This is a genomic window from Haloarcula sp. KBTZ06 (assembly GCF_048595605.1).
GTDB lineage: Archaea > Halobacteriota > Halobacteria > Halobacteriales > Haloarculaceae > Haloarcula > Haloarcula hispanica.
Genome location: NZ_CP184340.1, coordinates 260,526 through 282,880, shown reverse-complemented (window position 1 = coordinate 282,880; position 22,355 = coordinate 260,526). Strand labels below are relative to the sequence as shown.

The following is a 22,355-nucleotide window of genomic DNA, read 5'->3' as shown; positions in this document are numbered from 1 at the left end:
TGGTTCCAGAATCAATATGGGGTTGAGCGCAAGTAAACGGGTTTGACAACTACTTTAGCGACGGGGCGAGGCTGGTCACAGACACGTTCCCGCCCGCGGCTAACGCGACAAAGATGTCACTGCTGGTGAATACATTCTTAATCGTACGACGTAAATGGCCATGCATGGGACTGCGTTGTGAGGTATTTGGACACGACTTCGGGGAGTCGACGATAGAGGAGTCGTACGACGAAGATAAGCGGGGCACTGTTCTAACTGTTCGGGAATACAAGTCTTGCGAGCGCTGTGAGCATATCCGAGATATCTCTGAGAACCAAGGCCTGATATCCACCACAGAGGAATCGAAAGCGAATGGCGAGCGGTCGGAAGAAGTCGAACACAGAACCGAAAACAAGGGGCCAGCGGGGGTGAGAGAGAACGCGGAGGTCGAGACCGAAGCGAGAGATCCGGTGCAGGCAGCGGACGAAACGGAACCGACCGAGCCACCCGCATCAACGATGGCCGTGTCAGACAATGTGGCAGAAACATCTCCAGATGTGGCGGCGAGTGACGAGTCACCGGCGGTGACCGAATCGGCGCTTCTGGAAACGACTGATGACGCCGTGATACTGTCGGAGACACAGGAACCAGATGACGACAGCGACACGCCGTCAAGTAACGACGATGCAGTCCTCATTGATGATGCTGCTACAGACACGGCAGAACCGTCTTCTGAAACCCCCGAAGAACCGGGTATAGGAAACGGTCGAGACGAGCAGTCGTATACGGCGGACCGCTCAAAGAATACCACAAGCGACTCGGTTCCGACGTATCAGTGTCCGAGGTGTGAGTTCGAACTCCCCGCGAGTGAATCGTCGTTCTTTCCCGGTGACGTTTGCCCACAGTGTCGGGTCGGCTACCTCGAGGACGTATCGGATGGTGAGTCGTAGGCGCTCGATGGGACGTACCCTCGTGGAGGGATAGTCGACGTCAGACAGTGTTTTCGCGAGGAGAGTGTACTCAGTAGTTTTGAAACAGCAGTTTTCGGACGTCGTCTTTCGTCCGGGCGCTCACCGTTGAACCGTCGGGAAGTGTGACTTCGTATGGTTCGTCGGTCTCGTCTGACCGGGTCCACTTCTCGTCATGTTCGGTTAGCAAACGGTTGGCAGCGGAAAGAGTATCACTCGGAGTGTCGTCAGCTGCCGCGTTCGACTCGGCCGCGTCGGCGCTTTCGATGGTATCGGCTGACGGTGTGGTCTGTGTCGGCGTACCGTTCTGTGCGACGTCACGTCCGTCGTCTGGCGTGTCCCCCGGCCTAGTTGGGCCGGCAGCCGCCTCCTCACCCCCCTCGTTCGCTCTTTTTTCAGGTTCGATATCCGCGAGGCGATCCGCAAGTTCACTCGTTCCAAGTGCTGCGAGCAGTTTCCCTCGCATCTCATCGGCCTCAATACCGCTACCGGGAACGTCCGGCACCTCGGAGGCGATGTGTTGGAGTTCCGGATACTCAGCCGAGGCGAGTCGCTCGTAGTCGGTACGGCTCAGGCCTTGCTCGTCTTCCAGCTGGTCCGGCGGTGTGTATGTATCGAGGAGGTAGTCAACGACATCTTGCGTACGAATGTGCCCGTACGTCTCGATGAACGCGTCTTCGAGATCCTCCCGAATCGACGTCAAGTCTTCCTGTTGTGTGTCCGTAATCTCGATCTCCGGCATCACCTCCAACATCGGTCGCCCATCTCATAACTCGTTCCCTGGACGGCGATAACTGACGGAACCATTGTATAGCAGAGGCACGCATGGTCTAGTATGCGGTGTCCCCGCTGCGAATCCGATCTCAGCACGTATACGCTTGCGACCGCTGACCAGACAGCTATCGTCTGTGAATCGTGCGGCTTCGCAGACATCTCTGCGTCGCATCACAACGAGGCCTCCCCCCCAGAGTCCTGGGAGTTCGCTCTCGCTCGGTTCAACGAGCATCCTGATTCTAACCCCGGTAAACCCGAAAACACCGGCCGTACACCCAGCGTCCCGATTCCCGAAAGGGACGAGCCCACAGACCGACCAGAGTTCTCGCTTGAACAGGCTGGTGTCGCGGTGGGAGTCTCTCTTGGGTCTGCTGCTAACAGGTTCCGACAGGACGCTGTTGACGAATTGAACCGTGTTATCGACGAGAACGAAATTGAACAGAGCGGGAAGGTTACAGCCAAATCTAATGAGAACGACGAGAATAGCCAAGACACGGAAACTGAAGCCGACAAAAACGGGGACGAAACTGAGTAGCGTCCGACGTCAGTTGTATTGTCTGGACGGGGACCAGTAGAATGTTCCGGCTGACGCCGGCGAGCAGTGCTTCTATTCGAGACCAACCGTTACTCGGCGGTGGTGTCAGATTCTTCGGCCTGCTCGTTTTGCCCCTCGCGCTCTTCTTCCGACCGCGCTGCGACGAGTGCGCCCTGTGCGACACTATACAGCGGATTCTCGGCTTGGCGGACGTCGCTGATTGAGAACGGTATCTCGGATTCGTTGATCCGTTCGGCGAACAACTCTTCGAAGCCGTCAGGACTGGATGTCCCACCAGTCACGACGACCGGGACATCCAGTCCCTCCTCGACATCTTCCTCATCGACTTCACTGATGATGTTCTCGATGACATAGTCGAGGAGATTATCGTAATAGATACTCAGTGCACCTTCAATACCGCCGACGTCCGTCTCGAAGTTGAGTGCGAAGTCCTCTTCTTTAACCGAGGTGACCTTATCGACGGGCGTGCCAGTCGCCTGTGCAGCCTGCTCGTCGATCCAGTCGCCACCGCGTGCGATGGAGAACTTCATTACGGGGACTGCATAGTACGACAGACAGACGTTGGTCATCCCGGCGCCGAAGCTGATACCGAGGCCAGTGAACTCACGGTTGGCAAGCTCGGAGTAGATGACGGCCATCCCTTCATTGATCGGTTCCGGGCTGTAGCCCATATCAGTGAGTAGGGACTCAATCGTCTTTTGATGATATAGCGTCGAGACATCGGCATCGATTGGGTCCGCGGGAACCGAGAAAAACAGGCGTTCATTCGGGAACTCCGGCTGTCCAACCACCTGTTCCGTGATGAGCTTAATCATCGGAATAGCTGATTGCTCGTCGCTCGAGAGAATCCCGGCTTGCATCGGGCGGCGTGTCTCCTCACTGAAGATGTTCGCGAAATTCAGGGCGTCATCGCCAACGATGTAGACGCGATCATCCTTGCGGATGTGGAGAACATCACTTCTCGACAGCATCTGTTCGGCCATGTCGCTGTAGTCAATTTCGACGAAGGAGTTCCGCTGCTGCACAAATACTGTTTCGTTACCATCTTGGCGTGCAGACAGGAGGTTCATCGTACCGACATCGAGACCTTGGGGCATACAGTTGTATTCCTCCCACCAAGTTGAAAAAACTATCCTGTTTTGTTGCAATAGGTTACATTTTATTTATGAAAACAGACGGACTGGTTCGTAGGAACATATTACTCCGGGTTACCCCACGCAACGAGAGAACAACAGCGGAGTGTCTGTGGTGAGCAGACAGTCTATTCAAATAACAACGACCGAAGACGGGTAACAATGCTTCGTTGCTCTTTGACACCGGTTTCCACATCGTCATCTTCGGCCTGCTCATTTCGAAACTGCGTGAGAGCGTCGACCTGTTCTTCGGTACCGGTGCTTCGTTCTGTCTTTGATTGGCCACCCTGTAGCTGTCTGAGCCCATCTACTGCGTCATCAACGTCATTGCTGTCGGCTCGTGTCGTGGTCGCCTCGGAATTCTCGATAGCCGTCCGATCGAGGTCAGAGTCCGTTTCTGGCATATCCAGATTTAGCCGCTTAGTTTTGGGCTGCTGTTCGACACCACCCCACGATAGTTCCGCTCCGTCTAGTGCCTGTTCGATATCGTCGTCCACATCTGCTTTGCTGACAGATTCAGACTCGCTCTCGGCCGACTCGACTGGTTCAGTTGAGTCGCTTGGGGTTGCCGCTTTCTCGAGGTAGTGTGCAACCAGCGCCGCTCCTGTTGAGGCCGCAAGCATGACTAAGCCAGTGGCGTAAACGCTGATCGTCCAGACGCTGCCGTTGACTCCGCCACTGTTCGTCCACCCATACGGAAAGACATTAACCAGAATTATCGTTGCGGCGAGACAGAACAACGTGCCGGCGGCACTGACGACCCGGGTCTTGAAACCGACTGGGAGGAGTACGACGACGCTCAACAGCACGGAGGGCAGTCCGACGAACCCGACGACGAGCGCAACCTCACGAATCTGCCAGTACGGTGCGCTCCCGGGCTCCAGAACGTTACTGTACAGAAAGAGGCAGAATCCGACGATGGCAAGCGTAACTCCGGCAAAAAAGAGTCCGAACCCAACGTAAATATCTCGCTCTTTAGCTGGTTCGCCGACATATTCGTAATAAATCGACGCAAGCGTGTCGCGATAGCCCGACACTGAGTCGGCAGACTCTGGGGACCTGTCCGATGTAGATGCAGAGCTCATTCCGTTTGTTATTTGGTTCCGATGGGTGTTAAAGATGGGCTTACCCTATTTCGTTCGATCCTACCTGTGGGGGGCGAGGGGGAGCGGCGACACGCTGGTTCAGGGGCGCGAGGGTGTCACTCCCTCCTTGATGGTGATCCCGTCGTTCTGAATGTGGACGAAGATAGTCTGTTCGGGCTCGTCGGAGACTGTCACGGCAGCGACTGATTCGTGTTGTCTATCGAGAACGGCTTTAACCCTGTAGCAGCCAGCCTGTAGCAAGTTGACCGAACAGCCGGACTGGCCTGACAAGAGGTGATAGTGGGCTCTATGGCAACATTCCTCGCTGTCGTATATTTCTATGCGGACATCATGTTTGGTATCGGTGGTGTTTCTGATGTGGAGGTCTTCGTGCGCCAGACGCCACTGTTCACTGTTCGTCGACAGAAGTTTACGACTACTGGAGGGCATGTCGACATTGTATCTATACTGCAGTTACGAATATGTCTTATGGATAGACAGTATATCTCTATGTCATTACGGTAAACTCACATGTAGTGTAGATATATACTAGTTCCCAATCGGTACCTATTCATGTCTAATCTGGCAAAGCAGCTCCCCGGAGTCTTGGAGGCGCAAGAAGCCAGATGGCATCTGTGCCGTGTGTCCCCTTCACGGCCGACTCCGCCGTCGTGGACACGGGCGTCGCGTTGCGTCTGCCAAGCGGATATCCGCTGAAAAATGGCGGTCGCTCGCGGTTGTTCTGGCCCTCGGCACGGTTCTGGTGATGGCGGTGAGCGGCCCTCTGGTCCTTGTTGGGCAGTCCTCGGCGTCTCACACTATATGGCGATATTCGTAGGGACAACAGTGGCATCGACCGATTCGATCGCTGCGACCCAGCTGCGCTGGCTACCGGTCACGTCCACGCCGACAGCTTCGCCCCATAACCGGCGACGACGCCGTCGATCAAATCCGTCGCAGACGATGAAATACGACCGAGCCAGCCCGGTCACTCGAGGCTTTCGCCACGCTCAGTCGGTGTACCAGTACGCCCAGAGGATCAACACGCCCTGCAGCGGCAACCGTGCCCAGCGGACCAGCGCAGAGGGATCGCCGCCACCCGTCCCCTCGATAGTGACCATGGAGACAGCCATATAGACGTTCGCGGGAAAGATCGCGACGAGCAATGCGATCGTCGCCCACGCGGCGTACGAACGCGTCCGGGGCACCAACAGGCCGAGCCCGACAGCGATTTCCGCGACGCCGGACAGATACACCAGCGCAAGTGCCGCCGGCAAGACCGGTGGCACGATCTGGACGTATAGTTCCGGCACGACGAAATGCAATCCTCCCGCGACGACATACAGGAGCGCCATCACGTAGCACAACGGCCGTTTGAACTGTCGCAAGCCAACACGCATCTACTACCGTGTATGGGGACCAGTGGAAAGCAAGTTGGGATTTGCCCTCCAGTGAGAACGGAGTCGCGGTCTCTCACCCCGGAAGAAAGAGATTAAGAATTGCGACGACCAAGCCGGCGAGTCCCATCCGCGCTGCGGCAACGTACCACCGCTGACCCGAAATCGAGCCCATGTAAGCGCCGAACGCACCCAACACACCGATACCCAGGCCGACCGAAATGAGTGCTGCTTCTACCATTGTGACAACGGTCCCCGCGACAACGAACGGGGTCAGTGGAATCAGAACCCCGATGAGTGGCCCCAGGCCGCTCATCATGGCGTGTACGAAGCGGGCACCGCTCTGGTCGCGTTGAACGCGGGTATCGTCGAGGTCTTTGAGCATCGCTCGCTCGATACGTCTGATTTCGGCCCGGGTTTCGGCACGTTCGATTTCCCAGACGCTCCAGACCGCAGACGTCCCGAGACCGACTGCCGCGCCCAGTCCGATTTTGATGACGGTGGAACCATCTGTAACTCCCGAAAGGACAGCGCCGACGATGATGCCGATGCACGTCAGCGTCCCGTCGAAGCCGTTCGAGATGAAGTACCGGCGCGAGATTGCGAGGACGTCGTCCTTCCCGAGAAGACGCCTGAGGAGTTGTCGAATGGACGTCACGGCGCGTCAGGCATCCTGTAACGTCCGTCGGTCCGTCACGACGCTGTCACCGCAGGCAACCTGGTCCACAGAGTGTACTGACCCGCCGAGGTTTTCGATCGTTTCTTCGATTGCCTCGAAGTCCAGCTCTTCGCCTTCGAACGTGAGCTTGACGTTTTGCACTTCCTGATCTAGTTCGATCAGAGACGAAGTGATGCCCTCGACGCACTCAATTTCGGCCAGCTGATCGGTGAACATCAGCAGGGGCGGATCGTGGGGTTTCAGTACATCGATAACGAGGCGTCGGACTGCTGCCATATCTCAATACGGTGGGGGGATTGGCTTAAAAATGTGTGTCAGCACCGTCCTGTCGACGCGCCAGCCCTGGTGGGGCGTAGAGCAATCCGCTGTGTGTCCCAGCCACAGATGGCTGGAGAGAGCTTCGGTAGGCGAGATATTATTAGACGTCACTGCGTAGTCCGCCACACAGCCTCCGAATACAATGTCTCTGAAACACATACCGGCGCGAGTGCTTTGATGCGTAGGCAACGGCACAGAGCGCGCGAGGACGCAGAAGCCGCAATCAGGGAGTGCGAAAATAGGGACCCGCCTACGGACAGCCCGGCACGCCCTCCGCAACCCAGATAGCTGATCCACAGTCCAGCACGCCACTATGTACGACACTATCCTGTTCCCAACCGACGGAAGTGACGCCGCAGAATCGGTCCTTGAGTACGCAATACAGATCGCAGTCGAACACGAGGCGACGATTCACGTCATCAACGTCGCCGACACTGGCCGAGACAGCGTCACCACGATTCGTGGAGAGGTCATCGACGTTCTCGAAACAGAAGGGGAGCGAATCGTGGCGGAAGCCGCACAGTCTGCGAAAGATGAAGGCGTTCCTGTCGTCTCTGCAGTCCTCCAGGGTGACCCGCACGAGACGATAGTCGATTACAGCAAACAGTCCGACATCGACTGCATCGTTATGCCGACGCACGGACGGCGCGGGCTCAAGCGGATCCTGCTCGGAAGCGTCACCGAACGCGTCATCAATACGGCAGCGGTTCCCGTCGTTGCGGTCAACCCTGCCGAAGATCGACCACTCGTGTATCCCCCCAAGCACGTCCTCGTCCCGACGGATGGAAGCCGTGGCGCAGCACTCGCAGTGGCAGAGGGGATCGATGTCGCGAAGGCGACGGGAGCAACGCTCCACCTGCTTCACGTTGTCGAGACCGGCGGTCTCGGACCGGATGCACGCTCCGTCCTGAAAGAAGGGGAGTTGACCGAGCGGGCAAATGAGATTCTGGCCGAAGCGACTGAGAAAGTCGAGGAGACGTCGCTCAACTCGATCACCAGCGTCATCGAACACGGGACCCCCTCGAAGGTGATTTGCGACTACATCGACGAGAACGAAGTCGATCTCGCGATCATGGGGACCCACGGACAGACTGACTTCAGCAGGTACGTCATGGGTGGTGTCAGCGCCAAAATCGTCCGGCAGTCCCCAGTTCCGGTGGCGTGGGTTCGCGAGCCTGAATCCGCATCAAATGAGTAGTTCAGTCCGTGAATCGGCCGACACATACCAGAGCACGGGCCTGATAAAGCTCTCCGCATGAGGGACCTCGCCAAACCTCCCGATATGCGGGAGTGTTTAGTAACTATGGCGTTCATGTAAATCGGATCATGACCGCAGACGACTCACAGTCCGGAGGGGGAACGAACAAGGTGGATGCCGTAATTCGAAAATACGATCTTGTCGGGATGGGTGCAGAACTCGAAGATCGGTGGGTCGGCGCCGACGGGGAGGAAGAAAGTACCCGAGACCTTGCGGACTACTTCAATCAGTCGGTGCTCGAGTCCGCCATCGGAGGGAGCGACGCACCGACACTGAGTGGCGACATCCAGCAGGTCTATCAATCACTTCGCGAAGATGACGCGGACGCCCCGCTCATACGCTCCCGTCTCGAACAGAGCGGGGTCGATATTGAATCGGTGATGGACGACTTTGTCTCCCACCAGACGGTGTATCGCTATCTCAAGAACGACCGTGGGGCGGCCCGACCCGAGCGGACGCCCGCAGAACGGAAAGAAAACGCCATCGACTCAATACAGCGGCTTCGGGGCCGAACCACCGCTGTAACGAGGCAGACTATCGAGAGCCTCGAAAAGAACGACGCCATCTCGGCAGGCGATTTCAACGTCATCAACGAGGTGCAGGTGCTGTGTGAGGACTGCGGCCATAGCTACGATATTGTAGCGTTTCTGGAACAGGGTGGCTGCGACTGTCAATCCGCGTGAGGACTCGGACCGTATTATCGAACCGACGCCAAAATCCCAGTATGGTCCTGTAAACCGACAATGCGCCACGCCAGCCGGCGGTCAGCCGAGCCTCGGGAACCGAGCGGTCTTACAGTCGACACCGCAGAACGCGTATTCCGAGACGTTGCCAGCACTATCTCTGGTCGTGACATTACGATACCGGACGTTGTCGTCAATTGATGCGCCGCAGTGATCGCAGTGTCGCGTTTCAATCGAGCTAATTACGACCCTGATAGATTGGCTCTCAACGCTTTCGGGGGCAGCACTCCGCGCTCGGTCCGCGTTTGCGATGTCTGCTGATTGTTGGCTACGGTACTCCTGCGTGTTTTGTGCGTTCATGATGTCGCTGATTATGGGTTTGTAGTTGGTGTCGCAGCGCTTCGTGAGATGGGTCATCGCGACCCGAAAACCGTCGGCTGGTGTTTGGGAACCAGCCAGGACCGACGTTTTCCACCTGTGTGCCGGCGTTTGCCCGCACTGTGGTGGTCTACGTCAGTTTAAAATTTGAAAAATGTAAAAAACGTAAAACCGGATGTGAGGGGGCCTGCACCGATCAAGTGCCGGGACAGCGGGCTTGCCTGCCAAGCCGTACAGTCAGCGCCCGGGTTCATGTCCTTATCTTTAATGGATGTTCACTTAATAGTTCCGTGAGTGGCGTTCACATCCAACGAAAATAACTGGCCCAAACCTGTGAGTCCAGCGAGGCTGCACAACGTAGCCGGGGCCTGCAGCGGTCATCACTCTAAGACATCTATAGTACCAATTGAAACGATGTATACACTGATCGCACTGCTGTCGTGCGATCAGGTGTGCATTGATTTTCAATGGCTACTATAGCTTGCTTCGAGTTTGTGAGCGCACCCGTCTCAGTGGCGAAGCTAATAGGGACTAACCAAATGATTAAATACGGAAGTTCCGTACTGGGAGGTATGGAACCGGGTACTAGAACGGTAGAACCGCCCCGGAAAGCGAGCCAATTAGCGGCTGTAACCTCCGGTTATACGTTTTTTACACTTTCTCCCCGGTAACCCACGTAGCCCACCCTAGTCCGGGCAGTAACCCGGCATAGGCGGAAAACGTCGGTAAAGCGACAAGAGCGATCCAGAGTAATGTGTAACAGTCGACGGAACGAGTCCGACCCCTGTCAACAACGAATCGATACAAACGATGAATGAACAAACTGAGGCGGAGCAGTCACTAGCAACTGCTCGGTGCGCTATGGAAGCCAGCGGCAACACGGCCGCTGCCGAACTGAATATCCAAAACAAGTCAACTCGGGTCTTGGTCGGTGGGTCACCGAACTACCGCTGTGATTACTGTGGACAAGTGATCAGCGAACAGATGAAGTTCAGCGGGGTTACGATACGTGATCCGGACGGAGAGATAACGGAGCATTTCTTCTGTGAAGAGGAATGCATGACATCACAATACCCAGATATCTAACATACCTGTTTGGATTGCGATCAGAACAAATATTAGGTCTACAACGAGATAGTATATAATCCAAGATTTTTGGATTGTATCCGACAGCATAGAAAAGACAGATGACAGGAAGTGATAGCATACGAGACAGTAGCTGAACTTTCAGCGCAAAAAACAGGTCGTATATATCCACATCGACACCGAATCCAAACAAATACTCTATAACCTCGTTCTGGAAAATTGGTCAATATATAAACATCCTCGGAATATTAATATTCGGCGGTACAGAATAAGGGACGGTTTTATGTAAGTCCATCAGCCATGTCATTGCATGACATGCTACAACGCAAGCAAAGGAATTCTGTACGAAAACCTTCCAACAGACGTACCGAGACCCGAAGAAGAGGAGAGCAAACTGAGTGCCAGTGACGGTGCCGCAAGCCAAACAGTCGCGAACGACTGAATCTGGAACGTATCTGTTGTCCGACGCTGGAGACTACAGTAACAATTGAAACGAGGTACACACTGACCGCACTGCCGTCGTTCGATCAGGTGGACATTGATTTTCAATGGCGACTATAGCTTCAATCTATACCCAGAAAAGAACGTAGCGGTCGCTCAGCGAGGGTTCTATTCCCGAGTTGTTGTTTCGTTTCAGTAAACAGTATCGGATAGGCCATAGCTGGCTGTATATTCAACGGTTTTGGTCGTAGATCTGGTTTCTGATGAGTCAATATCGACCAGTCAGTTTTGTCTGTGTACTGCTTTTCCTCTCGCATTCTGTGCGGCTTCCATTACCGCTTCACTTAATGTTGGATGCGTATGGACGGTGGAGCCGATGTCCTGAAGCTTTGCACCCATTTCGATCATGGCTGTGATTTCTGCGATCAACTCGGATGCCTCCGGACCGACGATCTGTGCACCGATCACACGTTCGGTTTCTTTTGCGGCGACAATTCGGACAAAGCCCTCTGGCCGGTTCGCTGTTAGTGCCCGTCCAGACGCCTGGAACTGGAACTCACCTGTAACTGGGGTAATACCCTCGTTCGCAGCTTCGTCCTCCGTCAGCCCGACGGTTCCGATTTCCGGATCGGTGAACACCGCAGCCGGGAGTGCCCGATAATCGACCGCAGCGGGCTCGCCAGCGATTACTTCCGCTGCGACTTCCCCCTCTTTCGAGCCCTTGTGTGCCAGCATCGGCTCACCCGCCACGTCGCCGACCGCGAAAATGTGCTCCTTGTTCGTCCGACATCTGCTATCCGTTGGAATGAACCCCTGAGTATTGGTTTCGATGCCGGCAGCTTCGATACCGAGCGTGTCAGTCACTGGGCGTCTGCCGACGGCAACGAGTATTCTGTCAGCAGTGAGTTCGATATCGCTATCGTGCGCCGCCTCGTCGGCAGGGACAGCAGTCAGGACGGCTTTACCGTCCGACTCTGCCCAGCTGTCCGCCGTGTACCCGAAGTGAAAGTCGACGCCGAGACGCGCTGCTCGCTGTCGGACTATCGAGGCAATGTCCTCCTGATAGCCGGGAAGCGCCTGCTCTAGGGTCTCAATTACCGAGACGTCGCTCCCGAGTCGGCTGTAGACTGTCGCTAGCTCCATGCCGATGTATCCGGCTCCGACGATGACGAGTTCGTCGGGTACCGTTTCGAAGTTCAGAGCGCCGTCGGAGGAGACGATGCGCTCGTCATCGAAGTCGAACCCCGGAATTTCGATCGGCCGGGACCCCGTTGCGATGACGCAGTGGTCGAATTTCAACGATTCAGAGCCCTGCCCCTCTCCCTGATGGACGATTCTGATCTTGTTCTCAGCAGCAAATTCGGCAGTCCCTTTTAACAGATTCACGCCGGCTGCCGTACACAGTTGCTCGATACCGCTCGTTAGTTGGTCGACGATGCCGTCTTTCCAGCTCATCATCTCGTCGAGCGCCACTGTTGGGTCCGCGTAAATCCCCAGTTCCTCCGCCTGGCCCGCCTCCGATGCCAGTTCTGAACCGTTTAGCAGCGCTTTAGAGGGGATACAGCCACGGTTGAGACAGGCTCCCCCGTACGCTCCTTTTTCAACGAGAGTGATATCGAGGTCAAGCTGTGCAGCGCGGATTGCGGCGACGTATCCGCCGGGGCCCGCGCCAATAACCAGTACGTCAGTCGAGGTAGTGACATCTCCGACGACCATTATTCTAGTAATAGCAGGTTTGGATTTCGCAGGTACTTCTGTATGGAGTTCGTGAACCGTGCGGCGTCTGCGCCGTCGAGCACTCGGTGGTCGAACGACAGCGATAGTGTCATCACATGACGGGGTTCTATCGTCTCTTCACCATCGGCTTCGACAACCCGTGGCTTCTTTTTGATCTCTCCCAGTGCCAGGATTGCGCTTTCCGGCTGATTGATGATCGGTGTTCCGTACTCCCCGCCGATGCCGCCGATGTTCGAGATAGTGAACGTCCCGCCACGCATCTCCTCCGGCGAAAGACTCCGTTCTCTCGCTCTCTGGGTTTTTTCGTTGGTTTCCGATGCGACTTCGAGCAGGCCTTTCGCATCAACGTGCTCGACAACGGGAACCAGCAGCCCGGCATCAGTCGCCGTTGCGACACCGATGTTGTAATACTCCTTTTCGACGATTTCTTCGTTTGCTTCGTCGAGGGAGGCGTTTACCTGTGGGTTCTCTTGCAGGGCCGCGGCACACGCTTTCATCACGAACGGCATATACGTCAGTCGTATATCGTGCTCCTCGGCCTCCTGTCTGAGGCTCGAACGAGCGTCGACCAGCGCAGTCACGTCGACCTCGTCCTGATGGGTGACGTGCGGGGCCGTATATTTCGACTCCGTCATCGCGGCTCCGATCGTCTGCCTGATCCCGTTGTACGGCGTCCGAGACTCCGGGCGCGCCGGCTCGTCAGCCGCTGCCCTCTCGGCTACCGCTTCTTGATCCTTTTTCTGTGCCTGCTGTTGGGCCTTTGCGTACTCTCGGACCGCTTCGAGCGTGACAAAGGGTTCTCCGTCCTTTCGTTCATCAGTAGGGACATTGTCGAGATCGACCCCTTCCTCGGCTGCGACGTGTCTGGTCTTCGGGACGGCCACCGTCGTCTCCCGGTCTGCCGTTTTTCTCGCCTGAACTGGGCTGACAGACTGCGTCGAAGTTGCCTGCTGTTTTTGTCGCTCTGCAGCAGCGGTCCGCTGGTTTGACTGCGCCTGCGTCGAGGAGTGAGAGTCCGTGTTCGCGTACGCGCGGACATCCGACTCCGTTATACGTCCCGGAGACGAGTCCGCAATGCTGGAGATATCGACGCCCAGTTCACGGGCGAGACGCCGCACAGACGGCGGAGCGGCGACCTGGACGCGCTGTGTCACCGCTGGTTCTGACTGCGTATCTTCGACTGGCTGTGTTGGTGCTTCGTCGTCGGTTTGGTACCCGCTGTCCGCAGTGGCGTCGTCTGCAGGCGTTTCAGTTCCGTCCGGTTCGGCTTCCCCTTCGACCCGGAAGACGATAATCACGTCACCGACTGGGACTGTCTCACCTTCCGCGGCACGGAGTTCTTCGACAACACCGTCGACGGGGGACGGGACGTCGACGACGGCTTTGTCGGTCTCGACTTCCGCTACTGGCTGGTCTTCCGAAACTGCGTCGCCCGGCGCAACCCGCCAGCGAAGCAGTTCGCCCTCGGCGACGCCTTCACCGACATCGGGGAGTTCGAATTCACGGACCATGTTAGAAATCGACTGTTTCGCGGATGCCGTCCTGGATACGGACCGCCTGTGGCAGATAGTAATCCTCCAGCGAATGGAGCGGCATGGGGGCATCGAAGCCGGCGATTCGTTTGATTGGCGCTTCCTGATGAACGAGCGCTTCTTCCTGAATCGTCGTTGCGATTTCCGCCCCCAGTCCGCCGGTCTTCGGTGCTTCGTGTACAATCGCGGCTCTGCCGGTCTTTTTGAACGAGTCCGTAATCGTCGCTACATCGAGGGGTGACAGGGTCCGCAGGTCGATGACCTCGACCTCGATGCCATCTGACTGGCTGAGGTTCTCCGCAGCGATCAGGGCGGGCCGGGTCATTGCTCCCCACGTATAGACTGAAATATCGCTTCCCTCCCGCCGGACAGCAGCCTCACTCAGCGACACTTCATACGGTTTCGTCGGGACATCTTCACGGAAGGCGCGGTAGATCAACTTCGGCTCCAGGAAGATGACTGGGTCCGGGTCGTGGATGGACGCCGCCAGGAGCCCCTTCGCATCGTAGGGTGTGCTCGGTGAGACGACCTTGAGGCCGGGCTCATGCACGAAGAACGCTTCCTTTGACTCGGAGTGGTGTTCTGGGGCGCGAATCCCACCGCCGTATGGGGCCCGTATCACCATCGGCACCGAGTACTGCCCCTGGCTACGGCTCCGGAGGCGCGCAGCGTGACTGACGATCTGGTCGAACGCGGGGTACATGAAGCCCATGAACTGCATCTCGGGAACAGGCTTCATGCCGGTCTGGGCGAGTCCAATCGAAGCCCCGATGATTCCGGCTTCTGCCAGTGGCGTGTCGATGACGCGGTCTTCGCCGAACTCCTCGTATAGCTGGTCGGTTGCTCTGAAAACACCGCCGTTCTTCCCGACGTCTTCGCCCAGAACGACGACGCTATCGTCTTGCGACATTTCCGTGTACAGTCCGTCCTGTATCGCCTCCACGAGGGTGAGACGCTGTGCGTTTTGCCCCGTCTGCGTACTGGCTGTCGAACTCATTCCAGCACCTCCGAGAACGCGCCGTCGTCATACTTCTCGCGCAGCCGGTTCAGTTCGTCCCGCTGTTCTTCGAGCCGCGCTGGAACGTCCTCGTACACATGCTCGACGATGTTGTCCGGACTCGTCTCTGTCTGCTCCGCCGTTTCTATCGCCTCGCTGACTTCTTGTTCGATACTGTCCTGGATCTCACTCTCAAGGTCGGAATCGAGGATGCCCTCGTTGTACAGGTACGTTTCAATGCGGTCCACGGGGTCGCGGTCGCGCCAGGCCTCTTCTTCCGATTCGTCTCTGTAAACGGACGGGTCGTCCGCAGTGGTATGCGCACCGAAGCGATACTGGACGGACTCGATAAGCGTTGGGCGTAGCTCTCCGGGACCCGGATTCCGGGCTTTCTCCAGTGCCGCACTGGCGACTTTGTAGACCGCCAGCGGGTCCAGCCCGTCGACTCGAACGCCGTCGATACCGTATGCCTGTGCCTTTTCAGCGATGGTTTCGCTCGCGGTCTGTCGCTCGCGGGGGACCGAAATCGCCCACTGATTGTTGTTACAGACGAACACAGCGGGGACGTCGAACACCCCAGCGAAGTTCAGTCCTTCGTGGAAGTCGCCTTCGGAGGTCGCACCGTCACCGAGGTGACACAGGACGGCCGTATCGGTCTTTCCCTGTAGCTTGTGTCCCCACGCCATTCCCATGGCCTGTGGAACCTGGGTCGCAATCGGAATATACTCCGGCATCACGTTGACGTCGTCGGGGATCGCGTATCCCTCTCGATAGCCTCTCAGTGGCTCGAAAAGGGATGCAAGGTCCATCCCGTGGGCGTACTTCGCCGCGTGCTCCCTGTAGGTCGGGAACAACCAGTCCTGCTCGGCAAGTGCCAGGCTCGTGGCGACCTGTGACCCTTCTTGGCCCGTCATTGGTGCGTATGTCGCTAGCCGCCCCTGTCGCTGGAAGCTGATCGCCCGCTGGTCGAAGTGACGAGCGAGCTTGATTGTCTCATACAACTCAAGTAACTGCCTGTCTGAAATGTCCGGAACAGACGCCTGTGGTAAGACATTTCCTTCAGCATCCAGTACCTGGACTAGATCCGAGTCTTCTCTGACGGCCGCTGGCACGTCCTTGCTTCCTGCTTCGTTTTTCATGTTCATTGTTTTCGATGATGTTTTTTGTATTCGACAGACGCTCCCTCAACAGACCCTGATAACCCGAACAGCCGCTGAGTACGGCTCCCCGAGCGTGTTCAAGGCTGGCGTTTTCCACCGGGCACAGGGACCACCTGTGCGCTGGCAGTCTACGCCAGTTTAAATGTCGAAAATGTGAAAAATGTAGCTGTGGAAGAGGGCAGTGCCCAATCCATTAACTGCCGGGACAGCTGACCTGCAGGGCAGGCGATAGGGTTCAAGCCCGGATGCATATGTGGAGACTGACATGGTAGATACTTATTGTTTGTGCGACACTCGTTCACACGCCACAGTAGCTATCCCGGTATGAGCGGTGACAGTTACTGGGCCAAAGGGACGTAGAGACAGCAACAAGTACAACATATTTGACTATTATATCTACCTTCCCTATCTTGTGATGATTGTAACACAACATATATTCAGACGGTAATACGGATAAGTCGATATAACGAGGTGCTGTGAAGAACTAAATACGTTCAAATATCTACAACTTCACTGAATCCGGGGCTGCAGTGTGGCAATCCGTTCGCTGATTATGGGCCGTCAAGGACTCAACAGCCCGTGCCGGCTCGACGGCCCGTACAGTATCTCGCGTCGGCGCCTTCCTGTGGCAAAAAGCAGTCTCCAAGCCAGTCCTGGGTACAGAGACTACCCGCCGAGGAAGTCCTCGCGAACCTGCTGGTCGTTGAGAAGTGCTTCACCACTGTCTTCGTGTCGGTTCTGTCCCTGCACAAGGACGTAGCCGCGGTCGCACCGCCGCAATGCCTCTTTGGCGTTTTGCTCGACGAGGAGGACGGCGGTTCCGGCGTCGTTGATCTCGTCGATGCGGTCAAACATCTCGTCGACGAGGTCCGGTGCGAGGCCTGCACTGGGCTCGTCAAGCAGTAACAGATCAGGGTCGAGCATGAGCGCACGGCCCATCGCAAGCATCTGCTGTTGGCCGCCTGAAAGTGTACCCGCCTTCTGTTCTGACCGCGTTTCCAGTATCGGGAACCGGTCGTAAACCGCCTGTAGCCGCTCTTCGGGAAACTGGTCCAGCGTGTATGCACCCATCTTGAGGTTCTCCGTGACCGTCAGCGGCTCGAACACGTTGTTGCTCTGGGGGACGAAACTCAACCCATACGAGATGATATCTTCCGGCTGTTCGCCAGCGATGTCCCTATCATTGAATACGATCTCGCCCCCCATGTACGTCGTCAGTCCGAACACTGACTTCATCACAGTGGACTTACCTGCGCCGTTCGGGCCGACGATGGTGATGTACTCACCCTGTCCGACTTCCATATCGACGTCTGTGAGGATCTGCAGGTCACCGTAGCCGGCGTCCAGTTGCTGTACTGACAGCAAACTCATATTTTCACCTCTTCTCCGAGGTAGGCGTCAAGCACTTTCTCATTGTTTTTCACCGCGTCCGGTTGCCCCTCGGTGAGAACGCTCCCCTGGTGCATAACGATGACCGTATCGCAGTTGTTCATGATAACGTCCATGTCGTGTTCGACGAAGAGGAAAGTGTAGCCACGCTCTTTGAGCGTGTGCAACCGGTCGATGAGTTTCTCCTCGAGTGTCGGATTGACTCCCGCAAGCGGTTCGTCCAGCAGCACCATCTCGGGGTCGGTCATGAGCACGCGCGCCATCTCCAGAAGCTTTCGTTGGCCCCCTGAGAGATTGCCGGCGGATTCGTGCGCGACGTGCTCGATCTCGAACAGTTCGAGCATCTCCCAGGCCTGTTCCCGGAGCTCTTTTTCCTGTTCGACGACCTTCGTTCTGGCTCGCGGGAGGACCGCTCGCCAGACTGCTTCGCCGGCCTGGTTCTGTGGTGCCAGCAGCAGGTTTTCCAGCACAGTCATCTCCGATAGCTCCCGTGCGATCTGAAAGGTCCGGACGAGGCCCTGGTTTGCGACCTGATCCGACCGGTACCCCGTTATCTCCGTGTCGTTGAACTCGACTTCGCCCCCGTCCGGCCGTTGCACACCGGTAATCAGGTCGAACGTCGTCGACTTGCCAGCCCCATTCGGGCCAATCAGGCCGGTGATCGACCCCTTTTCGACGTGGAAAGAGACGTCGGCGACAGCGGTAATACCGCCAAACGTCTTTCGTAGGTTCTCCACTTTGAGTATCTGCTCTTGCTGTCCCTTTTGGGTCTGGTCGCTCCGTGCTGAGTGTGCGTTCTTACTCATTGTCGTCCTCGCGAGTCGCCTGTTGTGAGAGGTCAACGCTCGATGCGATTGCTTTTCGATGGCCAAGCAGCCCGTCCGGATGCCGTTGCATGAGATACACCAGGACGATACCTAACAGCATGAGACGGAGCGCGGAGATGCTCACGTCCTGCACGGAATAGGCCAGCAGGGGCGTGACATCAAGGGTCCCCAGCTCGGCAAGCGCACCGACAAGCGTGTCGGGGGCGTTGCTGAGCTGGAGGTACTCTGCCACGACCCGGCGGACGAACGAGGGTCCCTCGAAGAGCAGACTCGCGAACAGGGCACCGCCAACGATACTTCCTGTCGGTGAGCCAGTCCCGCCGATAAACAGGGCAATGAAAATATAGAACGTCTGTATCGGCTTGAACATCCGTGGCGATGCATAGCCTCCGGAGAGCCGCCAAAGGATGGCAATCAGGCCCATGAGCGCACAGCCAAGCGCGAAGGTCTTTATTTTGAACAGGCGCGTGTCTTTCCCCAGTGCCTGCGTGACCTGCTGGTCCTCGCGGATGCTCTTGAGGACCCGGCCGAAGGGTGACTTCCCGATACGGATCATCAGCCAGTACAGGAGGCCGAGACAGAGACACAGCACGACCACGTACGCCCAGCCGATGACCAGCGTCTGCTCGATTCCCAGTGGTTCCACGGCGCTGAACATCGCCGCACCCAGCGCATTGGGCGCTGGGGCTGTTGCGGCCGGGTCTGTGTAAAAGAGAATCCGGATCGGGTTCGATGGCAGGGACAGGCCCGTCGCACCGCCAGTTCCGAATGCGACGCCGGCAATGCGAGTGTTCGCGAACTCCGGGGCACGGAGTGTGAGGCGAACGATCTCCGAGAACGCGACGGTTACGATGGCAAGATAGTCGGCACGAAGCCGGATCGCCGGCAACGCTGCGAGGCCGCCGACGACCCCAGTCACGAGGATAGCAGCCACAATGGCGACCGGGAGCGGCAGCCCGAAGCCGGGCGGACTGGCCGTCACTGGGGCGGTCAGTATCCCCATCGTGTACACACCGATCGCCATGAACCCGGCCGCACCGAGATTGAACAGGCCCGCGTACCCCCACTGGAGGTTCAGTGCGAGCGCTAACATGGCATAGATAGCTGAGAGGAACGCGACACGACGGAGCGTGTTGACGGTACCGTTCAGCTGGAACCCGAGGACGACACTGAAAAGCGCGTACAGTCCCCCGATCGCGAGAGCAAGCGCGACAAGCAGGCGCACGTCATTGTTGCCAAGCCAGCCCTCAGCCCGCGCCTGAATGGAACCCGTACTCATGCCGTCGTCCTCCCACTGAACAGACCCGACGGGCGCACGAGCAGCATGACGATCATAATGACGAATGCCGCAACCAGGAGGAAGCTAGCCGGGATCCAGACGAGTGCGAGTCGACTCGCGATGCCGAGGATGACCCCACCGACCATTGCGCCGTAGATCGATCCGACACCGCCGAGAATGACCGCTGCGAACACCAGTAACAGCAGGTCCCACCCCATTGTAACTGTGAGCGTTCCCTGCTGTAACGCGATAAGAAAGCCTGCACACCCAGTAAGCCCGCCGCCGATAATCCATGTGAGCTTGACGACGCGTTCCGTTGGGATGCCCGTGACTTTTGCGAGGTCTTTGTTCGCGGCCATCGCACGCATGGCCGTGCCGATCTTGGTGTACTGGAGCAGAATGTGCGTGCCGAGCATCAGGAGTGCGGCGACGACGACCAGCGTAATCTGGTGCCCACCGAACGTGACGCCCGCGATGGTAAATTGGGGGATATTGCCGCCTGTCAGCCCGCGACTGTCAGTCAGGAACGAAAAGGTGAGGAAATTACGAAGGAACAGTGCGACGCCGACACTGGCGATCATCAGCGTCACGCCATCGGCACTGCGCATCGGTTTGAATACGATTCGATCCAGCAAAAGCGAGAGGGCGGCTGTGAGGGCCGCGGCGACGAGCAATCCAGCCAAAAGCGCCAGTGGGGTATTGACGACGTTTATTCCAAGCTCATTCGAACCGACTGCGATCGGGCCGCCGATGAGGACGAGCGCTTCGGCAGAGAATTCACCCAGCCCTGCAACCAGAAACGCCGTCGCCCATCCGGCGAACGCACCGCTCGTAATCAAGTCACCGTGGGCAAAGTTCGCGAAATTGAGGATACTGTACGTCATCGAGAGGCCGACACCGGCCAGTCCAAGCGACATCCCAAGCACCAGTCCGTTCCAGAGATAACTCATGAGGTCTGTGACGACGATTGTTCCAGTGCCTAACTGTCGAAGGATGTCGAATACGAGAAACACGCCGATAACGGCGAATATAACGAGTACTGGGCGGTTGTATAGTAGATTCTGTCCACGGCTGTAGTAGTCTCGTGCCGCCATATTATCGTGCTCTGTACCCAGTGTTAAAAATCTTGATGTAAAATCGTCATAGAATCACAGGGAACCGAAAATATACGCCCGTTTCATGCTAGTATCACACACGGTAATGTCCAACATATGTCAGACATTGTGACTAAATCAGGCGAGCTTTGCAACCGCAGGGGTTGATACCAGGGTTCAGCGTTGATACCAGGGGTCAGTACACAACCGCGGGCGCATACGCTCCCGACTTCGGCAGTGCTTGCTTGAAGCGCATATGTATCTATGTCCACGACGAGAAATATGAAACCGATTGCCGGAAGGCGAAGTCAGTCGCGAGTCCCTGCTGGCGCGCTACAGAGAATCCGTGACCGTTCCCATCACTTCCAGCGCCTCTTTCAGTTCAGCTGTGCTCGTGGCATACGAGATTCGCGCCTGTCCCTCACCGCTCGGCCCGAATGCCTCGCCAGGAACCACGATGACGTCGTTGTCCAGCATCTTCTGGGTCCACCCGTCCGGGACGTGGGGCATCGCGTAGAACGCTCCCTTCGGCACTGGTGTGTCGAGGCCGATATCCTCCAACCCATCGAGAAGCACGTTTCGACGCTCCTCGAAGGCCGACACCATCTCTCGCACCGGTTCCTGTGGGCCGGTAAGCGCCGCTTCGGCAGCGTACTGCGATGGGGCACTGGCACACGCCTGCACGTACTGGTGCACCCGTAACATCCGTTCGATTCGCTCCGAACTGGCCGCCACCCACCCGAGCCGCCACCCCGTCATCGAGTACGTTTTCGAGCACGCGCTGGCCTGAATTACCCTATCGGAGCTAGCGAACTCCGCCGGTGAGTGGTGTTCACCGTCGAAGACGATCTTCTCGTAGACCTCGTCGGAGAGGCAAATGACTTCGTGCTCATCCGCTAGCCGCGCGAACTCCGCCATATCTCGCTTCGATTGCACCGCACCGGTCGGGTTCGCAGGACTGTTAACAATAAACAGAGACGTGTTGTCCGTAATGGCATCCTCCACAGCAGCGGGGTCGAGGGTCAGGTCATCTCTGAGTTCGACCCGCTTTGGTTCGCCGCCGGCGAGTAGCACCAGTTGTTCGTAGGCCAGAAACCCGGGGTCGGGGCAGAGCACTTCGTCACCTGGCTGGACGTGGGCTTCTATGGCGACGTGAATCGCCTCGCTTGCGCCGGCAGTGGCGATGATGTTTTCGGGCGGTATGTCCTGTCCGTTGTCGGTGGCGTAGCGTTCACTGATGGCGTCTCTGAGTTCTGGAATGCCCTTGTTGGACGTGTATGAGTCGCCCATCCCATCCTGAATCGCACTCGTCGCTGCCTCCCGGGCGTGTTCTGGAGTTGGGAAATCAGGCTGACCGAGACCCAGATTTATTGCGTCTTCGCCTGCCGCCTCGAAGACTTCTCGGATGCCGCTGATATCCATCTCTTCGACGCGTGCTGCGTACTGAGACATCAGTTCATGAGTATAACGGTATTTGATTATAGTCTTTCGGTTGTACGACAGGTGCCGTCGCTTCAACCTTGCCAGACAGTATGATGAATAGGTTCTATCTGAGCCACGGCAATGGTACAAAATCCACTTAGACTGTCGTACCTGAGGGGCAAT

The 22,355-nt window shown here is 57.1% G+C and carries 21 protein-coding genes; 4 read left to right on the top strand and 17 right to left on the bottom strand.

Annotated features, from left to right (window positions below; translation table 11 throughout):
• The first annotated feature begins 113 nt into the window (after nt 1-113).
• Complete coding sequence (locus ACNO8S_RS19640) at nt 114-929, top strand: DUF7093 family protein (RefSeq protein WP_420183036.1); 816 nt, start codon at nt 114-116, stop codon at nt 927-929.
• 70 nt (nt 930-999) lie between these two features.
• Here ACNO8S_RS19640 and ACNO8S_RS19635 read toward each other — a convergent pair whose 3' ends face one another.
• The gene (locus ACNO8S_RS19635) at nt 1,000-1,701 is read right to left on the bottom strand and encodes a hypothetical protein (protein ID WP_064287142.1); all 702 of its coding nucleotides are present in this window, start codon (nt 1,699-1,701) and stop codon (nt 1,000-1,002) included.
• Nucleotides 1,702-1,782: 81 nt separating this feature from the next.
• Between ACNO8S_RS19635 and ACNO8S_RS19630 the strand changes: the two genes are divergently transcribed.
• Nucleotides 1,783-2,256 carry a hypothetical protein gene (locus tag ACNO8S_RS19630; protein WP_014030840.1) on the top strand — a complete coding sequence of 158 codons (474 nt, stop codon included), beginning with the start codon at nt 1,783-1,785 and terminating at the stop codon, nt 2,254-2,256.
• Between the two features lie 89 nt (nt 2,257-2,345).
• Here the strand turns inward: ACNO8S_RS19630 and ACNO8S_RS19625 are convergent, their stop codons facing one another.
• The 6 genes from ACNO8S_RS19625 to ACNO8S_RS19600 form a co-directional block, all read right to left on the bottom strand.
• Nucleotides 2,346-3,374, bottom strand: a complete 1,029-nt coding sequence (locus tag ACNO8S_RS19625; RefSeq protein ID WP_014030841.1) for a hypothetical protein — start codon at nt 3,372-3,374, stop codon at nt 2,346-2,348.
• Nucleotides 3,375-3,538: 164 nt separating this feature from the next.
• On the bottom strand, nt 3,539-4,495 hold the full coding sequence (locus ACNO8S_RS19620) for a DUF7139 domain-containing protein (protein WP_191449320.1): 957 nt from the start codon (nt 4,493-4,495) through the stop codon (nt 3,539-3,541).
• Between the two features lie 99 nt (nt 4,496-4,594).
• Complete coding sequence (locus tag ACNO8S_RS19615) at nt 4,595-4,945, bottom strand: hypothetical protein (protein ID WP_420183035.1); 351 nt, start codon at nt 4,943-4,945, stop codon at nt 4,595-4,597.
• Nucleotides 4,946-5,505: 560 nt separating this feature from the next.
• Nucleotides 5,506-5,895 carry a MauE/DoxX family redox-associated membrane protein gene (locus tag ACNO8S_RS19610; RefSeq protein ID WP_420183034.1) on the bottom strand — a complete coding sequence of 130 codons (390 nt, stop codon included), beginning with the start codon at nt 5,893-5,895 and terminating at the stop codon, nt 5,506-5,508.
• Between the two features lie 73 nt (nt 5,896-5,968).
• Nucleotides 5,969-6,550: a VIT1/CCC1 transporter family protein gene (locus ACNO8S_RS19605; protein ID WP_420183033.1), complete on the bottom strand. Its 582-nt coding sequence runs from the start codon at nt 6,548-6,550 to the stop codon at nt 5,969-5,971.
• 6 nt (nt 6,551-6,556) lie between these two features.
• On the bottom strand, nt 6,557-6,847 hold the full coding sequence (locus ACNO8S_RS19600; protein WP_420183032.1) for a DUF211 domain-containing protein: 291 nt from the start codon (nt 6,845-6,847) through the stop codon (nt 6,557-6,559).
• A 355-nt stretch (nt 6,848-7,202) separates the two neighbouring features.
• Here ACNO8S_RS19600 and ACNO8S_RS19595 point away from each other — a divergent pair, with 355 nt between their 5' ends.
• Together ACNO8S_RS19595 and rdfA are read left to right on the top strand one after the other, a co-directional pair.
• The gene (locus tag ACNO8S_RS19595) at nt 7,203-8,087 is read left to right on the top strand and encodes a universal stress protein (RefSeq protein ID WP_420183031.1); all 885 of its coding nucleotides are present in this window, start codon (nt 7,203-7,205) and stop codon (nt 8,085-8,087) included.
• 128 nt (nt 8,088-8,215) lie between these two features.
• Nucleotides 8,216-8,830 carry a rod-determining factor RdfA gene (rdfA, locus tag ACNO8S_RS19590; protein WP_420183030.1) on the top strand — a complete coding sequence of 205 codons (615 nt, stop codon included), beginning with the start codon at nt 8,216-8,218 and terminating at the stop codon, nt 8,828-8,830.
• 81 nt (nt 8,831-8,911) lie between these two features.
• Here rdfA and ACNO8S_RS19585 read toward each other — a convergent pair whose 3' ends face one another.
• The 10 genes from ACNO8S_RS19585 to ACNO8S_RS19540 all read right to left on the bottom strand — a co-directional run bounded on the left by ACNO8S_RS19585 (nt 8,912) and on the right by ACNO8S_RS19540 (nt 22,202).
• Nucleotides 8,912-9,190 (bottom strand): DUF7576 family protein, encoded by a 279-nt coding sequence (locus ACNO8S_RS19585; RefSeq protein ID WP_044952666.1) that lies wholly within the window; start codon nt 9,188-9,190, stop codon nt 8,912-8,914.
• Nucleotides 9,191-11,017: 1,827 nt separating this feature from the next.
• Nucleotides 11,018-12,451 (bottom strand): dihydrolipoyl dehydrogenase, encoded by a 1,434-nt coding sequence (gene lpdA, locus ACNO8S_RS19580; RefSeq protein ID WP_420183029.1) that lies wholly within the window; start codon nt 12,449-12,451, stop codon nt 11,018-11,020.
• Nucleotides 12,451-13,983, bottom strand: coding sequence for a dihydrolipoamide acetyltransferase family protein (locus ACNO8S_RS19575; RefSeq protein WP_420183028.1), 1,533 nt, complete (start codon nt 13,981-13,983; stop codon nt 12,451-12,453). The genes lpdA and ACNO8S_RS19575 overlap by 1 nt, the downstream gene beginning before the upstream one ends.
• A gap of 1 nt (nt 13,984) precedes the next feature.
• Entirely contained in the window at nt 13,985-15,001 is a 1,017-nt protein-coding gene (locus ACNO8S_RS19570; RefSeq protein ID WP_050036576.1) for an alpha-ketoacid dehydrogenase subunit beta, read from the bottom strand.
• Entirely contained in the window at nt 14,998-16,146 is a 1,149-nt protein-coding gene (gene pdhA, locus ACNO8S_RS19565; RefSeq protein ID WP_050036575.1) for a pyruvate dehydrogenase (acetyl-transferring) E1 component subunit alpha, read from the bottom strand. The genes ACNO8S_RS19570 and pdhA overlap by 4 nt, the downstream gene beginning before the upstream one ends.
• Nucleotides 16,147-16,827: 681 nt before the next feature.
• Nucleotides 16,828-17,532, bottom strand: a complete 705-nt coding sequence (locus tag ACNO8S_RS19560) for an ABC transporter ATP-binding protein (protein ID WP_014030854.1) — start codon at nt 17,530-17,532, stop codon at nt 16,828-16,830.
• Nucleotides 17,529-18,356: an ABC transporter ATP-binding protein gene (locus ACNO8S_RS19555; RefSeq protein ID WP_014030855.1), complete on the bottom strand. Its 828-nt coding sequence runs from the start codon at nt 18,354-18,356 to the stop codon at nt 17,529-17,531. The genes ACNO8S_RS19560 and ACNO8S_RS19555 overlap by 4 nt, the downstream gene beginning before the upstream one ends.
• Nucleotides 18,349-19,656 (bottom strand): branched-chain amino acid ABC transporter permease, encoded by a 1,308-nt coding sequence (locus ACNO8S_RS19550; RefSeq protein ID WP_151148339.1) that lies wholly within the window; start codon nt 19,654-19,656, stop codon nt 18,349-18,351. Before ACNO8S_RS19550 ends, ACNO8S_RS19555 begins: the two co-directional genes overlap by 8 nt.
• Nucleotides 19,653-20,750, bottom strand: coding sequence for a branched-chain amino acid ABC transporter permease (locus ACNO8S_RS19545; protein ID WP_050036573.1), 1,098 nt, complete (start codon nt 20,748-20,750; stop codon nt 19,653-19,655). Before ACNO8S_RS19545 ends, ACNO8S_RS19550 begins: the two co-directional genes overlap by 4 nt.
• Nucleotides 20,751-21,083: 333 nt before the next feature.
• The gene (locus tag ACNO8S_RS19540) at nt 21,084-22,202 is read right to left on the bottom strand and encodes a pyridoxal phosphate-dependent aminotransferase (protein ID WP_008308436.1); all 1,119 of its coding nucleotides are present in this window, start codon (nt 22,200-22,202) and stop codon (nt 21,084-21,086) included.
• Nucleotides 22,203-22,355: the final 153 nt, after the last annotated feature.

Bases quoted from the DNA above. Each gene is read 5' to 3' on its own strand.
- ACNO8S_RS19570 (WP_050036576.1), bottom strand. From the start codon at position 15,001: ATGAGTTCGACAGCCAGTACGCAGACGGGGCAAAACGCACAGCGTCTC.
- ACNO8S_RS19630 (WP_014030840.1), top strand. From the start codon at position 1,783: ATGCGGTGTCCCCGCTGCGAATCCGATCTCAGCACGTATACGCTTGCG.
- ACNO8S_RS19550 (WP_151148339.1), bottom strand. From the start codon at position 19,656: ATGAGTACGGGTTCCATTCAGGCGCGGGCTGAGGGCTGGCTTGGCAAC.
- pdhA (WP_050036575.1), bottom strand. From the start codon at position 16,146: ATGAACATGAAAAACGAAGCAGGAAGCAAGGACGTGCCAGCGGCCGTC.
- ACNO8S_RS19545 (WP_050036573.1), bottom strand. From the start codon at position 20,750: ATGGCGGCACGAGACTACTACAGCCGTGGACAGAATCTACTATACAAC.
- rdfA (WP_420183030.1), top strand. From the start codon at position 8,216: ATGACCGCAGACGACTCACAGTCCGGAGGGGGAACGAACAAGGTGGAT.
- ACNO8S_RS19610 (WP_420183034.1), bottom strand. From the start codon at position 5,895: ATGCGTGTTGGCTTGCGACAGTTCAAACGGCCGTTGTGCTACGTGATG.
- ACNO8S_RS19575 (WP_420183028.1), bottom strand. From the start codon at position 13,983: ATGGTCCGTGAATTCGAACTCCCCGATGTCGGTGAAGGCGTCGCCGAG.
- ACNO8S_RS19540 (WP_008308436.1), bottom strand. From the start codon at position 22,202: ATGTCTCAGTACGCAGCACGCGTCGAAGAGATGGATATCAGCGGCATC.
- ACNO8S_RS19635 (WP_064287142.1), bottom strand. From the start codon at position 1,701: ATGTTGGAGGTGATGCCGGAGATCGAGATTACGGACACACAACAGGAA.
- ACNO8S_RS19555 (WP_014030855.1), bottom strand. From the start codon at position 18,356: ATGAGTAAGAACGCACACTCAGCACGGAGCGACCAGACCCAAAAGGGA.
- ACNO8S_RS19620 (WP_191449320.1), bottom strand. From the start codon at position 4,495: ATGAGCTCTGCATCTACATCGGACAGGTCCCCAGAGTCTGCCGACTCA.
- lpdA (WP_420183029.1), bottom strand. From the start codon at position 12,451: ATGGTCGTCGGAGATGTCACTACCTCGACTGACGTACTGGTTATTGGC.
- ACNO8S_RS19600 (WP_420183032.1), bottom strand. From the start codon at position 6,847: ATGGCAGCAGTCCGACGCCTCGTTATCGATGTACTGAAACCCCACGAT.
- ACNO8S_RS19585 (WP_044952666.1), bottom strand. From the start codon at position 9,190: ATGAACGCACAAAACACGCAGGAGTACCGTAGCCAACAATCAGCAGAC.
- ACNO8S_RS19595 (WP_420183031.1), top strand. From the start codon at position 7,203: ATGTACGACACTATCCTGTTCCCAACCGACGGAAGTGACGCCGCAGAA.
- ACNO8S_RS19615 (WP_420183035.1), bottom strand. From the start codon at position 4,945: ATGCCCTCCAGTAGTCGTAAACTTCTGTCGACGAACAGTGAACAGTGG.
- ACNO8S_RS19560 (WP_014030854.1), bottom strand. From the start codon at position 17,532: ATGAGTTTGCTGTCAGTACAGCAACTGGACGCCGGCTACGGTGACCTG.
- ACNO8S_RS19625 (WP_014030841.1), bottom strand. From the start codon at position 3,374: ATGCCCCAAGGTCTCGATGTCGGTACGATGAACCTCCTGTCTGCACGC.
- ACNO8S_RS19640 (WP_420183036.1), top strand. From the start codon at position 114: ATGTCACTGCTGGTGAATACATTCTTAATCGTACGACGTAAATGGCCA.